Source organism: Streptomyces sp. NPDC015532, from assembly GCF_043078065.1.
In the GTDB taxonomy this organism is placed as follows: domain Bacteria; phylum Actinomycetota; class Actinomycetes; order Streptomycetales; family Streptomycetaceae; genus Streptomyces.
On sequence record NZ_JBIBSY010000026.1, the window covers coordinates 1 to 22,223 of the forward strand.

General features: G+C 70.6%; 19 protein-coding genes and 1 pseudogene. 7 read left to right on the plus strand and 13 right to left on the minus strand.

Annotated elements, in window-relative coordinates; genetic code table 11:
- Positions 1-163: 163 nt before the first annotated feature.
- Positions 164-309, minus strand: a pseudogene (locus ACF07B_RS41075) (carbamate kinase); the annotation flags it as partial.
- 1 nt (position 310) lies between these two features.
- Entirely contained in the window at positions 311-2,032 is a 1,722-nt protein-coding gene (locus ACF07B_RS41080; RefSeq protein WP_392182694.1) for a GAF domain-containing protein, read from the minus strand.
- Positions 2,033-2,293: 261 nt separating this feature from the next.
- On the opposite strand from ACF07B_RS41080, the gene ACF07B_RS41085 reads away from it, so the two are divergent.
- The 3 genes from ACF07B_RS41085 (at position 2,294) to ACF07B_RS41095 (ending at position 5,876) form a co-directional block, all read left to right on the plus strand.
- Entirely contained in the window at positions 2,294-3,169 is an 876-nt protein-coding gene (locus ACF07B_RS41085) for a universal stress protein (protein WP_392182695.1), read from the plus strand.
- Between the two features lie 233 nt (positions 3,170-3,402).
- Complete coding sequence (locus ACF07B_RS41090) at positions 3,403-3,984, plus strand: hypothetical protein (RefSeq protein ID WP_392182696.1); 582 nt, start codon at positions 3,403-3,405, stop codon at positions 3,982-3,984.
- Between the two features lie 293 nt (positions 3,985-4,277).
- On the plus strand, positions 4,278-5,876 hold the full coding sequence (locus ACF07B_RS41095) for a PHB depolymerase family esterase (RefSeq protein ID WP_392182697.1): 1,599 nt from the start codon (positions 4,278-4,280) through the stop codon (positions 5,874-5,876).
- Here the strand turns inward: ACF07B_RS41095 and pflA are convergent.
- From pflA to ACF07B_RS41125, 6 genes are all read right to left on the minus strand, one after another.
- Complete coding sequence (pflA, locus tag ACF07B_RS41100) at positions 5,848-6,576, minus strand: pyruvate formate-lyase-activating protein (protein ID WP_392182698.1); 729 nt, start codon at positions 6,574-6,576, stop codon at positions 5,848-5,850. The two genes, ACF07B_RS41095 and pflA, sit on opposite strands and share 29 nt — an antisense overlap.
- A gap of 5 nt (positions 6,577-6,581) precedes the next feature.
- The gene (pflB, locus tag ACF07B_RS41105; RefSeq protein WP_392182699.1) at positions 6,582-8,840 is read right to left on the minus strand and encodes a formate C-acetyltransferase; all 2,259 of its coding nucleotides are present in this window, start codon (positions 8,838-8,840) and stop codon (positions 6,582-6,584) included.
- A 148-nt stretch (positions 8,841-8,988) separates the two neighbouring features.
- Positions 8,989-9,429 carry a pyridoxamine 5'-phosphate oxidase family protein gene (locus tag ACF07B_RS41110; protein ID WP_392182700.1) on the minus strand — a complete coding sequence of 147 codons (441 nt, stop codon included), beginning with the start codon at positions 9,427-9,429 and terminating at the stop codon, positions 8,989-8,991.
- Positions 9,430-9,583: 154 nt separating this feature from the next.
- A complete protein-coding gene (locus tag ACF07B_RS41115; protein WP_392182701.1) occupies positions 9,584-10,363 on the minus strand; it encodes a helix-turn-helix domain-containing protein in 780 nt (259 codons plus the stop codon).
- 18 nt (positions 10,364-10,381) lie between these two features.
- Positions 10,382-11,449 (minus strand): zinc-dependent alcohol dehydrogenase family protein, encoded by a 1,068-nt coding sequence (locus tag ACF07B_RS41120; protein WP_362403486.1) that lies wholly within the window; start codon positions 11,447-11,449, stop codon positions 10,382-10,384.
- 211 nt (positions 11,450-11,660) lie between these two features.
- Positions 11,661-12,545: a universal stress protein gene (locus ACF07B_RS41125; RefSeq protein WP_392182702.1), complete on the minus strand. Its 885-nt coding sequence runs from the start codon at positions 12,543-12,545 to the stop codon at positions 11,661-11,663.
- Between the two features lie 366 nt (positions 12,546-12,911).
- Between ACF07B_RS41125 and ACF07B_RS41130 the strand changes: the two genes are divergently transcribed.
- From ACF07B_RS41130 to ACF07B_RS41140, 3 genes are all read left to right on the plus strand, one after another.
- A complete protein-coding gene (locus ACF07B_RS41130) occupies positions 12,912-13,376 on the plus strand; it encodes a cyclic nucleotide-binding domain-containing protein (protein WP_362403492.1) in 465 nt (154 codons plus the stop codon).
- 32 nt (positions 13,377-13,408) lie between these two features.
- Positions 13,409-14,071, plus strand: coding sequence for a CBS domain-containing protein (locus ACF07B_RS41135; RefSeq protein ID WP_392182703.1), 663 nt, complete (start codon positions 13,409-13,411; stop codon positions 14,069-14,071).
- Positions 14,072-14,288: 217 nt separating this feature from the next.
- Positions 14,289-14,993: a response regulator gene (locus tag ACF07B_RS41140; protein WP_392182704.1), complete on the plus strand. Its 705-nt coding sequence runs from the start codon at positions 14,289-14,291 to the stop codon at positions 14,991-14,993.
- 19 nt (positions 14,994-15,012) lie between these two features.
- Here ACF07B_RS41140 and ACF07B_RS41145 read toward each other — a convergent pair whose 3' ends face one another.
- From ACF07B_RS41145 to ACF07B_RS41160, 4 genes are all read right to left on the minus strand, one after another.
- Positions 15,013-16,755, minus strand: a complete 1,743-nt coding sequence (locus tag ACF07B_RS41145) for a GAF domain-containing protein (RefSeq protein WP_392182705.1) — start codon at positions 16,753-16,755, stop codon at positions 15,013-15,015.
- Between the two features lie 222 nt (positions 16,756-16,977).
- Positions 16,978-17,487: a flavodoxin domain-containing protein gene (locus tag ACF07B_RS41150; protein WP_369481995.1), complete on the minus strand. Its 510-nt coding sequence runs from the start codon at positions 17,485-17,487 to the stop codon at positions 16,978-16,980.
- A 16-nt stretch (positions 17,488-17,503) separates the two neighbouring features.
- A complete protein-coding gene (locus ACF07B_RS41155) occupies positions 17,504-18,235 on the minus strand; it encodes a CBS domain-containing protein (RefSeq protein WP_362403506.1) in 732 nt (243 codons plus the stop codon).
- Between the two features lie 12 nt (positions 18,236-18,247).
- A complete protein-coding gene (locus ACF07B_RS41160; RefSeq protein WP_392182706.1) occupies positions 18,248-20,947 on the minus strand; it encodes a GNAT family N-acetyltransferase in 2,700 nt (899 codons plus the stop codon).
- Positions 20,948-21,318: 371 nt separating this feature from the next.
- Here ACF07B_RS41160 and ACF07B_RS41165 point away from each other — a divergent pair, with 371 nt between their 5' ends.
- Positions 21,319-21,750 carry a calmodulin-binding protein gene (locus ACF07B_RS41165; RefSeq protein ID WP_392182707.1) on the plus strand — a complete coding sequence of 144 codons (432 nt, stop codon included), beginning with the start codon at positions 21,319-21,321 and terminating at the stop codon, positions 21,748-21,750.
- Positions 21,751-21,954: 204 nt separating this feature from the next.
- Here ACF07B_RS41165 and ACF07B_RS41170 read toward each other — a convergent pair whose 3' ends face one another.
- Entirely contained in the window at positions 21,955-22,197 is a 243-nt protein-coding gene (locus tag ACF07B_RS41170; protein ID WP_392182708.1) for a hypothetical protein, read from the minus strand.
- Positions 22,198-22,223 lie beyond the last annotated feature (26 nt).

A 22,223-nucleotide genomic window follows, 5' to 3' on the forward strand; every position in this document is an offset into this window, starting at 1 on the left:
GATCGGGTCGGTGTCTGACACCCCTCACTCTGACCGTGCACGCCGGTCGGCGACGGATGCCGAAGGTCCGCGACCAGAGGGCCGAACGGCCCTCTTTTCCAAGGCTGTTGGGCGTTGTGATGCAGGGAGTGGATGACGTCGAGGGTGTCGCCGCGCCTGCCGGTCAGCCGGCCGCGAGGTCGGCGCGGATCAGGGTGCCGCACCGGCCGCGCACGATCTCGTAGGCCGCGTCCAGGGCCCCTGTGGCGGCGAGACCTCCGGTCGTTCCGCGCATCGCGCGGCGGCGTCGGCCTTCGGCCCCATGGAGCCCCTACTTCACCGGCAGCGGGACCTGCCAGTCGACCAGGGCACCACCGGTGCCGGAAGCGGAGACCTCCATACGCCCACCGAGCTGCTCGGCCCGCTCAGCCATGTTGCGCAGTCCGCTGCGGCGGCCGTCCGCCGGAATGCCCACCCCGTCGTCGGAGACCTTCAGACGTACCTCACGGCCGTCGGTCGTCAGCGCCACGTCGGCCCGGCCGGCATGGGCGTGCCGGGCGATGTTGGCCAGAGCCTCGACGAGCACGGCCACGACATGGTCGGCGATCTCGCGTGGAACGTCGGTGTCGAGCAGACCCTCCATCCGCACGCTGGGTGCGAAGCCGAGTCCTGACCTGGCCTCGGCGGCCGCCTTGGCGACCTTGGCCCGCAGTCCGCGGCCGGTCGCGTCGGTCTCACGGGCCCGGAGGCCGAAAATGGCCGACCTGATGATCTTGATGGTCTCGTCCAGGTCGTCCACGGCCCGCAGCACCCGCTCGGAGGCTTCGGGGTGGGTGATGAACCGGCCCGCGCTCTGCAACGTCATCCCGGTGGCGAAGAGCCGTTGGATGGCCAGGTCATGCAGGTCACGGGCGATCCGGTCGCGGTCCTGCAGCACGGCGATCTGCTCGGCGTCCAGCCGCCGCTCGGCCAGTTCCATGGCGATCGCGGCATGCACGGCGAAACCCTGCAGCATCGCGGTCTCCGTGCTGGAGAAGACCGGTCGGCCGGTCTCGCGGGCCAGCAGGACCACTCCCCGTACATCACCCGCGCCGGTGCCGATCGGAACGGCCACGGCTGGTCCCAGTCCCTGGAAACGCGGTGGCTCGGGGGAAATCCGGTCATCCTGGGTGACGTCGTCACTGTTGACCGGGGCAGCGGTGGAAAACGCCAGTCCCACCAGGGTCTCCTTCAGAGGCAGCACCAGCCCCCGGTGCGCCTCCGCGTCCACTCCGACGGCGATCTCCACGCTCAGCGACCTGCCGCCCTCCACGGGCATCGCGACCGCCGCCAAAGCCGAGCAGGAGATGTCCCGGGCGTGTTCGGCGATCAGGTTCAGCGCCTCGGCACGTTCGCTGCCGGACATCAGACTGTGACTGATGTCCGCGTTCGCCTCCAGCCAGCGCTCGCGCAGTCGTGAGTCCTCGTACAGGCGGGCATTGTCGATCGCCACGCCGGCTGCCACGGCCAGCGTGGACAGCAACGACTCGTCCTCCTCGTCGAACGGCGCCCCGCCGCGCTTCTCGGTCAGGTACAGATTGCCGAAGACCTCGTCGCGTACGCGGATCGGAACGCCCAGGAAGCTGTCCATCGGCGGATGGCCGGCCGGAATGCCGTAGGACGCCTGGTGCTGCGAGAGCTTCTCCAGACGCAGGGGTTCGGGGTGGCGGATCAGCTCGCCGAGAATGCCGTGCCCCTCCGGGAGGGAGCCGATGTCGGAGATCTGCTGCTCGCTGACGCCCACCGTGTGGAACGCCGACAGGCTCGTGCCGTCGGATCCGATGACCCCCAGCGCGGCGTACTTGGCGTCGACCAACGTCGCGGCCGCCTCGACGATCGAGCGCAGGGCCTGTTCCAGGTCCAGTTCCCGGCCGACGGACAGGACCGCTTCGAGCAGGCTCTGCACCCGGTCACGTGTGCTCCGGGCCGCCTCCAGCCTGGCCTGCAGTTCCTCCAGCAACTCGTCCAGCTTCAGCTGTGGCAGCAGTCCGCGGAGCTCGTCCGGGGTTCCCACGCTGCTCCTCCCGGCCTCTCGGTGTGTCCCGGTCGGGGTACGGGCCCGTACACAAGGGGACGTCATCACCGTAGCCCTCCCCGACCGGAGCCGGTAAGCCGAAGAGCCGGCCCTGCCGGTCACCGCCGTCCGGCTCCGCGCGCCAGGGCCGGTCGTCCCGGGAAAGGGCTGGACGGCCCCTGCCACCGCCCGACGCCGGGGGCGATCGTGGAATGGGTACCCCCGCACGGCATCGCAGCAAGAGAGTAGGCGGTGGAGACAATGACTCTCCCCCTCGTCGTGGGCGTCGACGGATCGGACGGCAGCCTCCTGGCCATCGACTGGGCGGTGGACGAGGCCACCCGCAACGGGCTTCCGGTGCGGCTGGTCCACGCCTCGCTGTGGGAACGGTACGAGGGAGCGTTGCCGACGATGAGCCGGGAGCGCACCTCGGAGAAGGTACTGGTGGAGCACATCGTCGCTTCGGCGGCGGAACGCGTCCACCGGCACAATCCCGATCTCAAGGTCTCCACGGAAGTGGTGGCCGCTGAGGCGGTGTCCGCGCTCCTGGACCAAGCTACGAATGCCGCCGCCCTGGTCACCGGTTCAAGAGGCCGCGGAGAGCTGAAGGGGACGCTGCTCGGCTCGGTGGGCCTGGCGGTCGCGGCCCGCGCATCCTGCCCGGTCATCGTGGTGAGGGGTGACAAGGCCGCTCTGGTCGGCTCGCACGGGCGCGTCCTGCTCGGCGCCGGAGACCCCGAGACGAGCCGCGAGGCGGTCCGGTTCGCGTTCCGGGAGGCCGAGGCACGTGGCTGTGAGCTGGACGTCGTCCGCGCCTGGCGCCGCCCCGCACGCGAGACAGCCGACGACCGGGCGTCGGCCGAGGATCCGGCGCATCAGCATGAGCAGCGGGCCTACGCCCTGCTCGACGCGCTTGTCGCCGACGCGGCGGCGGAGCATCCCGAAGTGCGGCTGCGCAGGACAGCGATCGAGGGATCGGCCCGCAAGGTGCTCGTCAGTCGCTCGGCCGCCGCCGACCTGGTGGTCCTCGGAGCACGGCACAGGTCCGGTCGCTTCGGTCTCCAGCTCGGCCGGGTGTCCCACACCCTGCTGCACCACAGCGCCTGCCCGGTGGCCGTCGCACCGCGCACCGTCTGATCCGTCGCCCGCCGAGGGGCCCACCGCCCTCACCGGACAACTCGATGGAAGTGGACTGCGCGTGCGGACCGAGTTCACGATGGGCACCGACCGCCCGGCCCGGCTCGAACCACCTTGGCCTGTAGCTGAGTTGCGGCCGAGCGGCCCTACGGGGGTACCTGGTCGGCCCATGTCCGGGCGCCCTTCCGGCTGTCACCGTCGAACCTGTAACGACGACGAGGAGGTGCAGACCGATGGCCCGGGGAGAGCACACGAGGAAGTGGCTCTGGCGGTGGAAGAAGAATCCACTGCGGCGACGCGATGACATCGTGGAAGCCTGGATCGTGCTGGCCGTGCGGGGGATCGTCGCGCTGGGCGGCGTGTCCGCCGGGCTGGTGACGGCCCTCGCCGGGGATGAGATGTTCGCTCGGCAGCGGGCCGAGCGACAGTCCGTCGCAGCCGTGCTCCTGAACGACGTACCCCGCACCGTCACCGCGTTGGGCACGACCACCGACCATAGGCTGGCCTCGGTACGCTGGACGACACCCAGCGGTTCCGCCCGTACCGGCCGGACCCAGGTGAGCAGCGGCCTCAAGGCCGGAGCCGAGATCACCGTCTGGCAGGACGGACAAGGTCGGCTCGCCCTCGCTCCGCCCAGTTCCTCGACGGCAGCCGTCGAGTCCGGCTTCCTGGGTGCCACCGCCGCCCTCGCGCTCACAGGCATCGTCTTCGGCGCCGGCGCTGCGGTCCGGTACCGGTTGGACAGGCGTCGTATCGACGGATGGGGCGTCGAATGGGACCTCGTGGGACCCCGTTGGAGTCACAGAACAGGCTGAACCCGCACGGCGTTCGAAGCTCCAGGCCACACAGCGGCCTGGAGCTTTCCCGTGTCAGGGCGATGGACCGCCCCGACGTCCGACGGCCTCGCCGATCCCAACGCCCCTATCAGACCGGGCGGCACGCGAGCAATCCGTGGGCGGTCGACTGACTCGGGGCCCGCTGTGGTGCCTGGTGCCATGCCGGCGCCGCGTGCCCGCTTCTAAGGTGCCGCAACGCCTCAGCGCGCCCGGCGCCCATCGATGCGCGCGAGAGTCGAGAACACGCCGGGCACTCGATGAAGGAGCCGCCGATGCCCCGTTCCTCAGTCCACGTCCGCCTCCGGAGCCGATGGGTTCGCGCCCTGCCCCGTCTCCTCACCGTCGTCGCCCTGGTCCTGGGCGCCGCGCTGACCGGTCCCGCTCCCGCCCACGCCGCCGTCGCACTCACCCGCGTCGGCACCTTCGGCTCCAATCCCGGCGCGTTGACCATGTACGTGTACCGGCCGGCGTCCCTGCCCGTGAACCCGCCCGTGGTCGTCGCGCTGCACGGGTGCACCCAGAGCGCTCAGGTCTACGCGGACAACTCCGGGCTGCCCCAACTCGCCGACCGGGACGGGTTCCTGCTCGTGCTCGCGGAGACCACCTCCTCGAACAATCTCAACAAGTGCTTCAACTGGTTCCAGTCGGGCGACAACCAGCGAGGCCAGGGAGAAGCCCTCTCCATCAGGCAGATGGTGAGCGACGCCGTCTCCACGTACGGAGCCGACTCCCGGCGCGTCTACGCCACCGGGCTGTCCGCGGGAGGTGCCATGACCGCGGTCATGCTCGCCACCTACCCCGACGTCTTCTCGGCCGGCGCCGTCGTCGCGGGGCTCCCCTACAACTGCACGAAGGACAACAGTCCCTACGTGTGCATGAACCCCGGGGTCGACCTCGGCCCGGGCGACTGGGCCCAGCGGGTGCGCGACGCGTACCCCTCGTACACCGGCCCGTGGCCGCGCACGGCCATCTGGTACGGCGACCAGGACACGACGGTCGCTCCGGTCGACGCCGGTGAACTGCGCGACCAGTGGACGGCGTTGCACGGGCTGTCCCAGACCCCCACCCGCACCACCACCATCGGGCCCGACTCCACCCGGCACGACGAGTACCTGGCCGCCGACGGCACGGTCGCCGTCGAGGTCGACCGGGTTCCCGGCATCGGTCACGGCACCCCGGTCGACCCGGGCACCGGCCCGGAGCAGTGCGGCAGCACCGGCGCCCCGTACTTCCTGGGTTCGATCTGCTCCAGCCACTGGATCGCCGCGTTCTTCGGCCTCGACGGCTCCGGGACCGGAACGGGCTCCTTGCCCGCGCCGACCGGACTGACGGCGACCGGAGCCACCGACACGAGCATCAGCCTGAGCTGGAACGCCGTCAGCGGTGCCACGGGCTACGTCGTCCGCCGCGACGGCACTCCGGTCGGAACACCGGACGGCACGTCGTACACGGACACCGGGCTGCGGGCGGGCACCTCGCACACCTACGCGGTCGCCGCCCGGGACTCCGGCGGCACGGCGGGAGCCGGCTCGGGGGCGATCACCGCGACCACCACCGGCGGTACCGCCGCCTGCTGGACGGGCAGCAACTACAGCCACGTCCAGGCGGGACGGGCCACCACCAGCGGTGGCTACGCCTATGCCAAGGGCTCCAGCCAGAACCTGGGCCTGTACAACACCTTCGTCACGCACACTCTGAGGGAGGCGCCCACCGGGTACTACACCATCGCCGACGGCGGGTGCCCCTGGACCGGCCCGCATCTCCGGCCCGGCGAGGTGACCACGCCCGGAGGGGGGCGGACCGGACAACGCCGCTGCCCCGCCGCCCCTCGGGCAGGGCGTGTCAGTAGGCGGCCAGACCGTGATCCCTGAATTGCCGGCGGACCCGGTCGATCATGTCGGGATCGGGAACAGGGGTGTCCCGTAGCGGGAACGGGATGCCGAGAGTGTCGTACTTCTCCGCGCCCAGCTTGTGGAAAGGCAGGATGTCGACCCTGTCGACCGTGCTGAGATTCGCGACGAACCGGGCCAGGGAGTCCACCGATCGCGGATCGTCGGTCCAGCCGGGGACCAGCACGTAGCGGATCCACATCGGGACGCCGAGGCGGTCGAGGCGCGTGGCGAAGTCCAGGGTGGGTTCGAGTCGGCCGCCGGTCAGGTCACGGTAGGTCTCTGCGTCGAAGGACTTGATGTCGAGCAGCACCAGGTCGGTGTCGGCGAGGAGTCGGTCGGTGGCGCGGGCGCCGAGGAAGCCGGAGGTGTCCAGGGCGGTGTGCAGCCCGGCCTCCTTGCAGCGGCGAAGCAGGGCTGCGGTGAAGGCGGACTGGAGCAGGGGTTCGCCGCCGGTGATGGTCACGCCTCCGCCGGCGGCGGTGATGAACGGGCGGTGCTTCTCGATCTCCGCCATCACCTCGTCGACGGTGGCCTCCTTCCCGTCGCGCATGTGCCAGGTGTCGGGGTTGGCGCAGTAGAGGCAGCGCAGCGGGCAGCCGTTGACGAAGAGGACGAACCGGGTCCCGGGACCGTCCACGCCGGTGGACAGGTCCCAGGAGTGGATCCGGCCCGTCGTCATCGTCCTCACAGCGTTCCGTGGAAGGTGCGGCTGATCACGTCGAGCTGCTGTTCCCGGGTCAGGCGGACGAAGTTGACGGCGTAGCCGGAGACCCGGATGGTCAACTCCGGGTACTTGTCCGGGTGTTCCATCGCGTCCTCCAGGGTGGCCCGGTCCAGCACGTTGACGTTCATGTGGAATCCGCCGGAGGCCGTGTACGCGTCGAGGATGCCGACCAGATGGCCGACGCGTTCGCCGGGCACGTGTCCCAGGCCCTCCGGGGTGATCGTCGTCGTCAGCGAGATGCCGTCGCGGGCGTGCTCGTAGGGCAGTTTGGCGACGGAGAGCGCGGAGGCGGCCACCCCGTGCCGGTCGCGGCCGTTCATCGGGTTGGCGCCGGGGGCGAAGGGCTGTCCCGCGCGGCGGCCGTCGGGTGTGTTGCCGGTGTGCTTGCCGTAGACGACGTTCGAGGTGATCGTCAGGACCGACTGGGTGTGTTCGGCGTCCCGGTAGGTCGGGTGCTCGCGCAGCTTCGTCATGAAGGTGTCCACCAGGCCGACGGCGATGGCGTCCGCCCGGTCGTCGTTGTTCCCGTACGCCGGGAACTCGCCCTCGATCTCGTAGTCCACGGCCAGCCCGGTCTCGTCCCGGATCACCTTGACCCGGGCGTACTTGGCGGCGGACAGGCTGTCGGTCGCGACGGAGAGGCCGGCGATGCCGCACGCCATGAAGCGGTGCACGGGATAGTCGTGGAGCGCCATCTCGACGCGCTCGTAGGCGTACTTGTCGTGCATGTAGTGGATGACGTTGAGCGCGTTGACATAGGTCTCCGCCAGCCAGTCGAGCATCCCGTCGTACGCCTTCGACAGCTCCTCGTACTCCAGGTACTCGCCGGTCAGGGGCGGCGTCTCGGGGGCGATCCGCTCGCCGCTGATCTCGTCCCGGCCGCCGTTGATCGCGTAGAGCAGGGCCTTGGCGAGGTTGACGCGGGCTCCGAAGAACTGCATCTGCCTGCCGACGGCCATCGCGGAGACACAGCAGGCGATCGCGGTGTCGTCGCCGGTGCCGGGCCGCGTCAGTTCGTCGGACTCGTACTGGACGGCGCTGGTGTCGATGGACACCTTCGCGCAGAACTCCTTGAAGCCGGACGGGAGTCGGGGCGACCACAGCACGGTGAGGTTGGGTTCGGGGGCCGGACCCAGGTTGGAGAGGGTCTGCAGGAACCTGAAGGAGGTGCGGGTGACGAGCGGGCGACCGTCCTCGCCGATGCCGCCGATGGATTCCGTGACCCACGTCGGGTCGCCGGAGAACAGGGCGTCGTACTCGGGGGTGCGCAGGAACCGGACGATGCGCAGCTTGATCACGAAGTCGTCGATCAGTTCCTGGGCGTGGGTCTCGTCGAGGACACCCGCGGCCAGGTCGCGCTGGAGATACACGTCCAGGAAGGTCGAGGTGCGGCCCAGCGACATCGCCGCGCCGTTCTGTTCCTTCACGGCGGCGAGATAGGCCAAGTAGAGCCACTGCACGGCCTCGTGGGCGGTGCCGGCGGGACGGGAGACATCGCAGCCGTAGGTCGCCGCCATCCGGGTCAACTCGTCCAACGCCCTGATCTGCTCGGCGAGTTCCTCGCGGTCGCGGATGATGTGCTCGGTCGACGGCGCGGCGTCGAGTCCGGCGCGTTCCGCGCGCTTGGCGGCGATGAGCCGGGTCGTTCCGTACAGCGCCACCCGCCGGTAGTCGCCGATGATCCGGCCGCGGCCGTACGCGTCGGGCAGACCCGTGATGATGCCGGCCTTGCGGGCGGCGCGCATCGCAGGGGTGTAGGCGTCGAAGACGCCGTCGTTGTGGGTCTTGCGGTAGGTCCCGAAGACACGGGTGACGAAGGCGTCGGGCTCGTAGCCGTACGCCTTCAGCCCGCTCTCGACCATCCGCAGACCGCCGTTGGGCATGATGGCGCGCTTCAGCGGCGCGTCGGTCTGCAAACCGACGATCAACTCCCGCTCGCGGTCGATGTATCCGGGCGCGTGCGAGGTGATCGTCGACGGGGTCGCGGTGTCGACGTCGAGAATTCCCCTGCGCCGCTCCTCCGGGAACAGCGCGCTGACCGTACCCCAGACGGCTCGGGTGCGCTCCGTCGGCCCGGCCAGGAAGGCCGCGTCTCCCTCGTAGGGCGTGTAGTTGGCCTGGATGAAGTCACGCACGTCGATCCGCTCGCGCCACGACGTCCCGGCGAAACCGTGCCACGCCTCGTCCGTCCGGTCCCCAGCCGTCATCGTTGTGGTCATCGCCGGTCTCCCCTCACGCTGCTCGGAATGTCCTGCACTGTCGATACTTGTCGTTCAACGTGGCCGGGACGAGGGCCGGACAGCACCGGCCGGGGCGCCGAACGCCCTTGTCCGAGGGCCGTTCGGCCCACCCCCGCGACGACGGAGGTCAGGAAGACCGCTCCACCCCGTACTGCGTACGGCCGCCTACGAGCTCCCGGCCGGTGACCAGTTCGGACGCGATCCGGATGAACACCTCGCGGGGAGAGGGCACCCAGGAACGGGGTCCTGTCCGGGTCAGGCGATCATGCTCGGCGGGATCGCTCACCACCAGGGCGTGGCCGGTCACGACGACGCTCCAGCCGGAGTGCGCGGTCGCGTCCACCGCGTCGGCTTCGAACGCCACCACGACGCCGTCGATGGTGCGGGCCAGTTCCGAGTCCGCCGACGTCCGCAGCACGACGGCGGAGTCGGCGTCGAGACAGAAATTGACCGGCAGGACCGCGGGCAGCGCGTCTCGTGTGTGGACGACCCTGCCGATGGGCGCGTCACCGAGCCGGTCCAGGCATTCCTGCCGGCCGAGTTCACGAAATCCGTCGTTGGGATTCATCAGCGGGTCAACTCTCACGCGGTACGGCGCTTCTGCCACAAGCGGCCTTGCACCTGGGGCGGGACAACAATCGGGGCCAAGGCTCATCGGACCTGCCGGTCTCCGGAGAACGGGGAAGGTCATTCCCTCCGGTGTTCGGCGCGCAGTGCCCGGATCACCGCACCGCGATCCGGCGTCCGCTGATCCGGTCCTGTTCGACGCGTACCCACAGGTCGCGCGCTTCGCCGCCGGCCCAGGGACGGCTGTAGGCGAGGGCATCGAGCCGGCGCCTGATGTCCGGGTCGGTCACGGCCCGGGCGCTGCCCTGGACGAGTACGCTCCAGCCCTGGCTGAGGGCCTCGTCGACGTGGTCGACCTGGAACGCGACGTTCGATCCGACCGCTGCCGCGATCGTCGAACCCGGCGCGGTCCGGAAGGCGATCGCACCGTCGATGACGCTGTAGTTGACGGGGAGGATGACAAGGCCGCCCGGGGTATCGGTTGCGAGCCTTCCGACGCCGTGCGTCGACAGTCGTCGCAGGCAGTCCTCGGAGCCCAGCTCGATCAGTGCGGCGTGGCCCGCGGCCTGGCCGAGGCCGGGCGGCAGGTCGGATTCTCCTCCGTACAGAGCGGCGACGCTCGTGTCGAGGGCACCCGCGAGCCGGATCAGGACGCTGCTTCCAGGTCTCGCCGTGGACTGTTCTTCCAGGTACCGGAGGTAACCCGCGGCTGTGCCCGCGCGGGCGGCCGTGTCCTCCCGGGTCAGGCCGAGTTCCTGCCGTCGGGTCGCGATGCGCCGCCCGATGTCGCCCGGTGACGCCGCGGCCGAAGCGGCCGTGCGGACCGTCGGCCGGGGTGTCTCCCTGGCGTCCGCTGTCGCGACCGACGTCGGCCAGGGTGTTCCCTCGTCCTGCGGTGCCGCGCTGAACGTGCCGCTTTGCGTCTGTTCGGACATGGCCTTCGCTTCCTTCTGTCAGGGTGTCCTGACCGTCAGTGCGTCGTGCTGCGGTTCACCGAGGACCACTTTGAGGGCGCCTGTGTCGGCGGCCCGTGCGAAGACGTCGTACGCCTCCTCCATGCGGTCCAGCGGGAACGTGTGGGTGACGAGGGACGCGGCCGGAAGCCGGCCCGCGGCCATCATGCGCAGCAGGGTGGGGGTGGTGTGGGTGTCGACCAGGCCGGTGGTGATCGTCACGTTCTTGATCCACAGGCTTTCGAGGTGCAGGGTCGCGGGCCTGCCGTGCACGCCGATGTTGGCGACGTGTCCGCCGGGCCGCACCATGCGCGTGCACATCTCGAAACTCTCCGGGACACCGACCGCTTCGATGACGACGTCGGCTCCGAGCCCGTCGGTCAGATCGGAGACGAGTTGCTCGGCCTCCTCGCCCGTCGCGACGGCGTCGGCGCCGAGACGCTTGGCCGCGTCGAGCCGGGCCGGAGCGAGATCGACGGCGATGATCTTCTCGGGCGAGTAGAGGTGCGCCGTCGCGATCGCGGCGAGCCCGATGGGCCCCGCTCCCACGACGGTGACGGTGTCTCCGGGGCGTACCCGCCCGTTGAGCACGCCGACCTCGTAGGCGGTGGGGAAGATGTCGGCCAGCAGGACCGCGTCCTTGCTGTCCACGGCTCCTGGCAGGAGATGTGTGGACAGGTCGGCGTGCGGGACGCGGACGTATTCGGCCTGTGTGCCGTTGATCAGGTGGCCGAGGATCCAGCCACCGTCGGCGCGGCACTGTCCGTAGGCGCCCTCCCGGCAGAAGCGGCAACGTCCGCACGCCGTGATGCAGGAGACCAGGACACGATCGCCCGGCCGGACCGTACGCACGTCGCTGCCGACCTCGACGATCTCACCGACGGCCTCGTGGCCGAGGACCGTGCCGGGGGTCACCTCCGGCACGTCGCCCTTGAGGATGTGCAGGTCGGTGCCGCAGATGGTGACGGTGTCGACCCGGACGACGGCGTCGGTGGCCTCTTCGATACCGGGATCCGCCACGCTCTCCCACGCGGAGCTTCCTGGGCCGTGGAACACGAGTGCCTTCATGACGATCCCCTTCAAGTCGAGACTTGACGCGGTATCTCCAGCCTGACCGGGGCGGATGCTCCGCGCATGGGCCGGTCGGTCCCCACCGGGGGACCGGGCGGCCCCCGCCACCGCGCAATGGCGCCGTGGTTCCCGACCGGACCGCGTCCTGACGTGAGGGGACCGGGTCGGGTACCCCGGGCCCCTCACGGCATTTCCCCGGCCCGGGCGCTCATTCGTGCGGGACGACCGCGACCGGTGCGGCGGAGTGGTGCAGTACCGCCTGGGTCACCGGTCCGATGTGAGTGCCGACCGGAGTCCGCCGGTGACGGCGACCGACCACGACCAGTTCCGCGTCTCGTGAGGCGTCCACGAGGTGGGGACCCGCACCGCCCACCACGGCCTGCTCGTGGACCTGGACGCAGGGGAACTTCTCACGCCAGGGATGCAGTACGTCGGTCAGGCGCCGCTGTGCCTCGGCGAGCAAGTCCGCTTCGGCCACCGCGTCGGTGGCTCCGCCGTAGCCGTGGTGGGCCGGCAGACTCCAGCCATGGACGACGCGCAGGTCCGCCGTCCTGCGAGCCGCCGCCTCGAAGGCGAAGGCGATCACGGAGGTGTCCGCGTGCTCCAGGTCGAGGCCGAGGACCACGTGCCGGATCTCGGGCACGGCCTCGGAACCTTCCGCCGCGCGTACGAAGACGATCGGCGTGCGGCTCCTGGCCACCACGGCCTGCCCGACGGACCCCGTCAGGAAACCGGCGACTCCGCTCAGCCCCCTGGACCCGAGGACCAACAGGTCGGCGTCCTCGGCCGCGGCCAGGAGCACGGTGACCGGCTGCTCGGCGACGCGTTCGGCGCTGACCGACAGGCCCGGATGAACGGCAGCCAGACTGGCCGCGGTCTCGTGCGGCAGGCGTTCGGCCCACTCGCGCTGCGGATCGTCCTCCGGCGCCGGAACGGCGACGCCGGCCAGCGGGGCGTAGATGTAGGGGTGCCATTGCCAGGCGTGCACGACACGCAGGTGCGCGTCCGTGCGCAGGGCTTCACGAGCTGCCCAGTCGGCCGCCGCGAGACTCTCGGGCGAACCGTCCAGACCGACGACGACGGTGCGGGACATGTGATGACCTCCTTGATGGATACGGGATCAGTCTCGTGTTCGCCCGGCCGCGGAAGGAGGGGCCGCTGGTCCCTGAAGGGGACCAACCAGCCCCATACGGAAGGGGACTTCACGACCCCCGCCGACACAGTTCAGCCAAGACGGCTCCACAGGAAGGCGGTTGGAGGGTAGTGAGCGCCGTGCCCCGGCAGGGCTTCGCGGGCCGCCCGCCCGCGCGCGGGGACCGGGCAGTACCGACCCTCAGGGCCGATCGGCCCCGGCCGATGCCATGCGGCCCGCCGCGGGGGCCGGGTGGCCCATGGCGGCGGGCGGGACACGGGCGCAGATTGGAGGTGGGAGGATCACGCGCCAGGAAGAGGCAGGATCATGAACGCTTCCACCACATCCACCATGCTGAGGGCGCTGCCCACCGAGTACCGGGACCGGCTGATGCGGGTGGCCCGCGAGGTGTCGTTCCCCGCGGGCGCCCGCCTGTTCGAGGAAGGCCGGCTCGCGGACCGGTTCTGGATCATCCGGACCGGGACGGTGGCCCTCGACCTACGAGTGCCGGGCCGCCGAGCGGCCGTCATCGAAATGCTCGGGCACAACGAACTCGTCGGCTGGTCCTGGCTGTTCCACCCGCACACCTGGCATCTGGGCGCCAGGGCGGCCAGCCCCGTGCGGGCCTACGAGTTCGACGCGGAGACCGTCAGCGCGATGTGCCGGGCCGATCCCGGATTCGGCAGCGCCGTGACCCGGTGGACCGGCGAGATCGTCGCCCACCGGCTCCAGTCGACCCGGACCCGGCTGCTCGACCTGTACGCCCCCTACGGCAGCGGCGACCCCCGCTGACCGACGTATCCGGAACCGACGGAGGAGCCACCGTGCACGGCAGTCCGCACATCGTGAGCGACGTGATGACCCACACCGTCGCCGCCATCGGCCGTGGGGCCGGTTTCAAGGAGATCGTGCAACTGATGGAGCAGTGGCAGGTCAGTGCCCTGCCCGTCGTCGAGGGCGAGAGCCGTGTGATCGGAGTCGTCTCGGAAGCCGATCTGCTGCCCAAGGAGGAGTTCCGCGACGGCGACCCCGACCGCGAAACGCAACTGCGGCGGCTGAAGGATCTCGCCAAGGCCGGCGGACTGACCGCGGAGGAACTGATGACGTCTCCGGCGATCACCGTGCGCGCGGACGCGCCCCTGGCGCAGGCGGCCCGCGTCATGGCGCACGCCAAGGTCAAGCGGCTGCCCGTCGTCGACGAGACCGGCGGCCTCGAGGGCGTCGTCAGCCGCGGCGATCTCCTCAAGGTGTTCCTGCGCAGTGACGAGGACATCGCCGAGGAGGTACGCAGGGAGATCGTGTCCTACCTGTTCCACGCGTCGCCCTCGCCGGTCCGCGTCACGGTGCGGGGCGGTGTCGTCACCCTCACCGGACGCGTACGCGACACCGCACTGGTACCCGTGGCCGCCCGGCTGGTGCGGGCCGTGGAAGGGGTGGTGGACGTCGGATTCGACCTCACCGGCCCGGAGCGCGTCCGGGAGCGGTGAGACGACCGCAAGCGCAGCGGCACGTAGATCCTTCCGAAGCTGCTCAGCCGGCGTGCGACGGCACCCACGCAGGGCCGGCTTCACCTCCGAAGGGTCAACGCGGTCACGGACCGGGCCCGGATGGGGCCGGTCGGCCCTGGTGCATCCGGGCCGGGAGGGTGATGATCGGCGTCAGCGGGCTCACGGTCCGTGGTCCGTCACTGAACAAGGGGTCGCCATGGCCGAGGCGCGTACGTTCTCCGAGCAGAACCCGATCCGGGTCTTCCTGATGGACGACCACGAGGTGGTGCGGCGCGGTCTCACCGACCTCCTGGACAGCGAACCGGACATCTCGGTGGTCGGTGACGCGGGCAGCGTCGCGCACGCCCTGGTACGCGGCCCCGCGCTGCGGCCCGACGTGGCCGTGCTCGACGTACGCCTGCCGGACGGCGACGGCATCAGCGTGTGCCGGGAACTGCGCAACCAGATGCCGGAGCTGTCCTGTCTGATGCTGACGTCGTTCGACGACGAGGAAGCGCTGCTCGACGCGATCATGGCCGGGGCGGCGGGCTACGTACTGAAGCAGATCAAGGGATCCGACCTGGTCTCGGCGGTCCGTACCGTCGCGTCCGGCCAGTCGATGCTGGACCCCACCACGACCGCCCGGCTGATGCGCAAACTGCGCGCGGACCCGGCCGAGGAACCGGCCCTCTCGCCCGAGCTCGCCAGTCTCTCGCCGCGCGAACGGGACATCCTCGCGCTGATCGGGGACGGGCTCACCAACCGCGAGATCGGCCAGAAGCTCTATCTGTCCGAGAAGACGGTCAAGAACCACATCTCCCGCCTCCTGGCCAAGCTCGGCGTCCAGCGCCGGGTCCAGGCGGCGGTACTGGCCAGCCACATCGAACACCCCGACACGAGGGACCAGCACACGACCCGTTGAGTCTTCGGTCGCCTTGCGGTCAACCAGTCCCGGCGGCCCCGTCCAGCGACACTGGCACCCGCCACTCCAGCAGCGTGCCGCCGCTCTCCCGAAGCTCGCCCAGCGTCAGGGTCCCGCCGAGGACGGCGGCCCTCTCCGCCATGTTCTTGAGGCCGCTGCGCGGCACGTCGGCCGCGACACCGCAGCCGTCGTCCGTGACCGTGAGCGTCAACTGGCCTCCGGCGAGACGGAGCCGGACGTCGACCGTCCTGGCGCCGGAGTGCCGGGCCACGTTGCTGAGGGCTTCGCTGAGTACCGCGGCCGCGTGGTCCGCGACGCCGCCGGGAACGTCGGTGTCGACAAGGCCCTCGATCCGCAGCGCCGGAGCGAACCCGAGGGAGAGCGTCGCCGCCGTCACCGCCTCGGCGACCCTGGCGCGCAGCCCGCTGCCCTCCGGGGCACCGTCGTGCGTCCGCAGCCCGAAAATGGTGGAGCGGATGATCTTGATGGTGTCGTCGAGGTCGTCCACGGTCCGCACGAGACGCTGCCGGCCCTCGGGATGCTCCATGAAACGCTGGCTGCTCTGCAGTGTCATCCCCGCGGCAAAGAGCCGCTGAATGGCCAGGTCGTGCAGGTCCCGCGCGATGCGGTCCCTGTCCTGGAGCAGCGCGATCTGTTCCGCGTCCCGTCGCCGCTCGGCGAGTTCCAGTGCCAGCGCGGCCTGGTCGGCGAACCCGAGCAACAGGCCGGTGGCCGCCTCACTGAACGGGGCACCACCGGGCACACGTCCCAGCAGCAGCACACCCCGTGCCTTCCCGCCCGCACCGAGCGGCACGGCGACGACAGGGCCCAGCCCCGCCCATGGCGCTTCGCTGTCCGCCCTGCGACCGTCCTGCCCGACGTCGTCACTGACGACGGGCTCCACCGATGCCAGCGCCGCCGCCACCAGTCCGTCCCCGGCCGACATCACCAGCCCGGCGCGCCGCTCCGCGTCCAGGCCGACGGCGAGAGCCGGGCGCAGGGCTTCCTCGCCCGGCAGGCGTTCGGCGATCATCCCCATGTCCGCGGAGAGGATCTTCCGTGCCTGGTCGACGATCAGCTCCAGCACCTGCGTACTCGGCGAACCGGACAGCAGGAGGCTCGTGACCTCTCCGCTGGCCCGCTGCCACCGCTCGCGGAGCCTGGTCTCCTCGTACAGGCGAGCGTTCTCGATGGCCACGCCGGCGGCCACGGCGAGCGTGGACAGAACGGCCTCGTCCTCGGCGTCGAATTCCTTGTCGCTGCGCTTCTCGGTGAGGTAGAGGTTCCCGAACACCTCGTCGCGGACCCGGATGGGCACGCCGAGAAAGGAATCCATCGGCGGGTGATTGGCCGGGAAACCGTAGGAGGCTCCGTGGTCGGAGAGCTGCGGCAGCCGCAGCGGCTCCGGGTGCCTGATCAGTTCGCCGAGCAGGCCGTGACCACTGGGCAACGCTCCGATCCGCGCCCGCTGTGCGTCGTCGATGCCCACGGTCAGGAATTCGGAGAGCTTCCGATCGGCACCGATCACTCCCAGCGCGCCGTACTCGGCGTCCACGAGCACGACGGCGGCCTCGACGATGCTGCGCAGGACCTGGGGCAGGTCCAGCTCCCGGCCGACCGACAGGACCGCCTCCAGCAAGCTGTGCAGCCGGTCTCTGGTACCCCTGACCGCGTCGATGCGCACCTGCAACTCGCCCAGCAGCTCGTCGAGTCGCAGCTTCGGAACGTGCCGCTCCGAGCGTTCGCGCTGATCCCTGCTCATCGAATCCTCCGGCCGGCACGGGAGACAGGGGACCCCGCCGCCGCCTGAACCGTACCGGCCGATGAGCACATCGCATCACCCCGCCCGGCGACGGGCCGCACCCGACCTCCCCCACCCACGAGTTGGGCAGAACCACGTCGTGACCGGTCGAAGTCCGCCCGGCCACGACGGTTCGCGGGTCGTTCGCGGGCTGTTCGCGGGCTGTTCGTCGCGGGTTGGGAGTCAGCTTTCCGGGTCGCTTGCCGCCAACTCGGCGCGGATACCGGCCGCCCATGCCTCGATCCGCTCGAAGTCACGGAAGTCGCCGCCCTTGCCGGAGGAGACGATCTTCCGGGCGATGAATCCCTTCGCCCCCTCTTGGAGGCACCCTCCGAACGTGACGTGTTCCGTCACGTCGAGCCGGTCCATCGCGCGTTTCACGGCGGGCACGGGCGGGATGTCCCGTTCCGAGGCCGAGGCGTCGAGCGGGCCACTGCTGAAGAACCACAACGGCAGTCCGACCAGCGCGCGGCGGTGCCGCCGCACGAAGTGACGGGCGTCCTTGTGCCAGCGCCCCGCGTACAGGCCGCCGCCGACCACGACGGCGTCATACGGCTCGACGCTCGTCACGGAACCGGCGGGCAGAGCCTCGGCGGACATCCCCTCCTTGCGCAGGATCTCGGCCACTCTCTCCGCGATTCGCGCCGTGGATCCGTTGGTCGTCCCATAGGCGACCAGAACGTTGCTCGGCATGGTGGTACGCCTCCTCTCACAGTTTGCGCAGCCAGTCATCGGTGACTCCGTGCACGGCCGGCTCACCGGGGCGCAGGTGCGCGTCGTCGAAGCGATAGGCGAGTTGGTCGACGACGCCGACGGCCCCGTCGATGCGGCGGCTCATGGCGACCGCGATCTCCGCCTCGCTCCGGCGTTCCACGTGACCGTCGAGCGTGATCACCCCCTCGTGGACGCTGACCGCCACGGTCTGCGGTGCCAGCCACAGCGACCGCACCAGAACCTCGTCGATCACCTCGGAGCGGATCTCCCGGTCCGGACGCAGGAAGACCTGAAGCAGGTCACGGCGGGTCACGATGCCGACGAGCCGGTCCTCCTCGTCCACCACCGGCAACCGCTCCACCCGGTTCTGCGCCATGGTCCGGGCGGCCTCGGCGATGGTGTTCTCCGCGTACACGATCACGGGCGGTACGGACATCAGCTGTCCGGCCGTACGGGCCCGCGCCTTGGCCGCCTGCCGCCGGGCGGCGCGGGTCGGCAGGACGAACCGGAAGCGTGCCTTCGGCTCGTACGGGTCGGGGGTCTGCGCCTGCCGGGCGAGGAGGTCGGACTCGGAGATCACCCCGATGACCTTCTCGTCGTCGTCGACGACCGGCAGGCCGCTGATGCGGTGGCCCGCGAGCAACCGTGCCACCTCCTTGAAGGGGGCTCCGTACGGTGCCCGGACGACGTCCGTCGTCATCACGGATCCGACCTTGTTGTTCTTCATGGCTGTTCCTCCTCAGCGCAGTCGGCGCAGGTAGGGGTCCTGTGCGCGGCGCGGCAGCAGACGGACGCGTGCGTCGAGCACACTGACCGCGCCGGGGGTCGCGAGGACGGGGTTGAAGTCGGCTTCCGTGAGCTGCGGGAGATCGCTCGCCATGCGGGACAGGCGCAGGAGCACCTGTTCCAGACCTTCGAGGTCCACCGGTCCGGAGCCGTGCGCGCCGAAGAGCAGCGGTGCGCAGCGTGGCGAGGTGATCAGGTCGTGGACGTCGTGGTCGGTCAGAGGAGCGAGACGGGCCGCGTGGTCGGCCAGCACCTCCGTCGCCGTACCGCCGAGACCGAACAGGACGAGGGGTCCGAAGACCTCGTCCTGGACGACCCCGGCGAACAGTTCGGTGCCGCGCGCGGCGAGCGGCTGGACGACCACTCCGGTCAGGAGTCCGGCGAACCGGGTCTCGAAGTCCCGGAAGGCGGCTCGTACTTGGGCGTCGCCTTGGAGGTCGAGGTGCACGGCGTGCTGTTCGCTCTTGTGGAGCAGGCCGGGCCAGTGGGCCTTCATGACGACGCGGCCGTCGGGCCCGCGCAGCCGTTCGGCGGCCAGGACCGCGTCGTCCTCGGTCTCGGCCCAGGCCCAGTTCAGTTGCGGAACGCCGTAGCAGGCGAGCAGTTCGCCGCACGTGCGGGGGTCGAGCCAGCCGCCGTCAGGGTGCGCCGCGAGGAAGTCCGCGACGATCGTCCGGGCGCGTCCGGTGTCGATGTCCGCGAGGTCGGGGACGGTTCCGGCGGGCCGGCTCAGCCAGGCCGCACGGTGGGCGGCGTGCGCCAACGCACGTGCCGCCGCGCCGGGTTCGGAGTACGACGGGATGGTGCCGCCGTCCGCGACGGGCAGCAGCTCGACCGGCAGTGCCTGCTCCAGTCGTACGACGGCGACAGGACGTTCCCGTCGGGCCCGCCCGTCGGTGAGCGCCCGGACGAGATCGTCGCCGGTCGCGGTGGCGACGGCGGTGGGGACCAGGGCCACCACGACGGCGTCGATGCCCGCATGCCGTGCGACCCGGTCCACGCACTCCCTGAGCTGCTCCTCGCTGACGGCGGCGGTGACGTCGACGGGGTTGCCCACGGCGGCACCGTCGGGCAGCACGGCAAGCAGGTCGTCCACCAGTTCGGCCGTCAGAGCCGGGAGGACCAGCCCGGCCTCCGCGCAGGCGTCGGCGGCGAGGACGCCCGCGCCGCCCGCGTTGGTGACGATCGCGACGCGGCTGCCGGAGGGCAACGGCTGTGCGTGCAACAGGGCCGCGGTCTCCAGGAGTTCACCCACCGAACGGGTGGCGGTGATGCCTGCCTGGGTGAACAGGGCCTGGCGGGTCATGGTGCGGGTGGCGGCGGCCGCGGTGTGCGAGGCGGCGGCGCGGCGGCCCGCGTCGGTGCGGCCCGCGTCGACGGTGAGGACGGGCATACGGCGGGTCACGCGGCGGGCGGTGCGGGAGAAGGCGCGGGGGTTGCCGAACGACTCCAGGTGCAGCAGGGCGAGGTCGGTGCGCCCGTCGCCCTCCCACCACTGGAGCATGTCGTTGCCGCTGACGTCGTACTTGTCGCCCAGCGAGACGAAGGAGGAGACGCCGATGCCGAGCCGGGACAGCCCGTCGAGCAGGGCGATGCCGACACCGCCCGACTGCACGGCGATCCCCGCCGTCCCGGGGCGCGGGTGGCCGGCGGCGAAGGTGGCGTCGAGGACGAGTTCCGGGTCGGTGTTGGAGACACCGAGGCAGTTCGGTCCGACGAGCCGCATGCCGTACGTGCGACACGCGTCCAGCAGTGCCTTGCCCTGATCCGCGTCCAGCCCGGCCGTCACCACCAGCAGTGCCCGTACCCCGGCCTTGCCGCATTCCTCGGCGGTGGCGGGCACGGCGGAGGCCGGGATCGCGAGGACCGCGAGGTCAGGAACGAGGGGCAGGGCGCTGACCGAGGGGAAGGACGGCACACCGAGGATCGAGTTCACGCCGGGGTTCACGGCGAACAGCCGGCGTTTGAAGCCGCCCGCGCGCAGGTGGTGCAGGAGGGCCCGGCCCACCGATCCGGGCCGGCGTCCGGCGCCGATCACCGCCACGACGTCGGGACGCAGCAGCGGCTCCAGGCTCGCCACGCCGGCACCCCGACCGCGTGTCTCGACGGCCCCGAGGTAGGTGTCGCCCTCGGCCAGTTCGATGGTGCAGCGCACCTCGGGTCCCTCGAAGTGCCGGGACGTGCGCAGGCCGAGATCGGCGAAGAGCCGCAGGACCTCGTGGTTCTCGGACAGCGCGTCGGCGGTGAAGGCGCGGATGCCCTCCGCGCGGGCGGCGGAGACCAGGTGCTCCACGAGCAGGGTGCCGACGCCGCGGTGGTGCAGCCCGTCGGCGACCGCGATGGAGATCTCGGCCGTGCCCGCGCCGTCACCGGTCTCGTACTCGGTCTCGTACTCGGCGAGACCGATGACCTGGCCCTGTGTCTCGGCGAGCAGTGCCCGGTACCCGGGCCGCGACGGGGCACAGGCCCTGTCCGCGGCCATCTCGGCGGAGCGGTGGCTCGCGGCGAAGAACCGGAGGCGGAGGTTGTCCGGGGACATCTCCTCGTACAGGCCGTGCAGTTGCTCGTGGTCACGGGGCAGCACGGAACGTATACAGACCGTGGTGCCGTCCTGAAGCAGCGCGTGCACCGGGGTGCGGTCGTCGTCCGTCATCACTGGCCTCCTCGAAACCTGTCGACACTTCGAGCATCCAGCGGTCCAGGGTCGCGCCCCAGGGGCTGACCGGGTGCACCGTATGGGCCGGTCGGCCCCGGTCCCGGCCTCGACCAGCCCCATCCGGCCCCGTGCACGGCCGCCAGGTGCACGTGGTGGGCTGGGACGGCGCCGCTCCCGCACGACCGGGAAATGCCGAACCGCCCTGGCGCGAGGACGCGCCGGGCCGGTACCCGACACGGATCACTCGGCCGTGCGCCGCCCTCTTCACGGGGAGGCTCCCGAGCATGATCGTTTACTTATGGTAGTTATTCGACTACTTTGCGCCATGAATGGTCGTGAGTGTCACGGCCCAGGCACGGAGCTGCCCCATGCGACGTATCACCACCCGGATCGGCACCCTCGCGATCACTGCCCTGCTCGCTCTGGCCACGGGTCAGAGCGGACAGGCCGGCGCCGCCGATGATGTCGCGTACTTCAACATGAAGGACGTCACCGGCCACAACTTCGTCATCGCGATCAACAGGCCGGAAGTCATCAAGGAAGCCCGCGAGATCGTCGAGAGCGGGGAAAGCAAGATCGTTATCGGCCGGCTCATCATGCGCGCGGCCGGCTACAACCCCACGTGGGACTTCCACTACAACCCGGACACCGTCAGCTTCGCCGATGGAGCCCCCGAGGTCTGCGACTCCACCATCCCCTACGTCGAGGACCACTTGGACGAAGTCGGCGGCCCCTTCCTCCCTGGCTACTACTGGTGCCCCTGGTCCGGCCGCCTCACCGCTGAGGTCCCCGCCCCTTAACACCGCTCCATGCCTTCCGGCTTCGAACGGTGATGCCGCCGAGGTGTCTCCAGTCGACGGGTCCCTCGCGCACCCACGCCCCTGACTGAGTTCCTGGTCAGGGGCCGTTCACCCGCGGTGCGTGGGGGATTTGAACCCACGGTGGCATCGCCACCACGACGGATTCCAAGACCGCGTACGTGCACACAGCTGAAGAGGGCTCGGCTACTGACCGTCTTGCAGCCCCTCAAGCACGACCAAAGAGCCGTCCTGCTCGAACCGCAGCACGCGGGGCCGGGGAGCTTCCTGGGCTGAGAGCGGCTCAGGATGAAGCTCTCCGTAGCGCTGATGGTAAAGATCAACCGCTTCGCGGAGCGGGCATCCTCGCGCCTCACGAATCGCCTTCACTGCGAGGATGGTGCGCCCCTCCAGAATGTCGCGATCCACACTCTCCGGCAGTTCTGCCACATGCCCTCCCCGGTCCGGCATCGCAG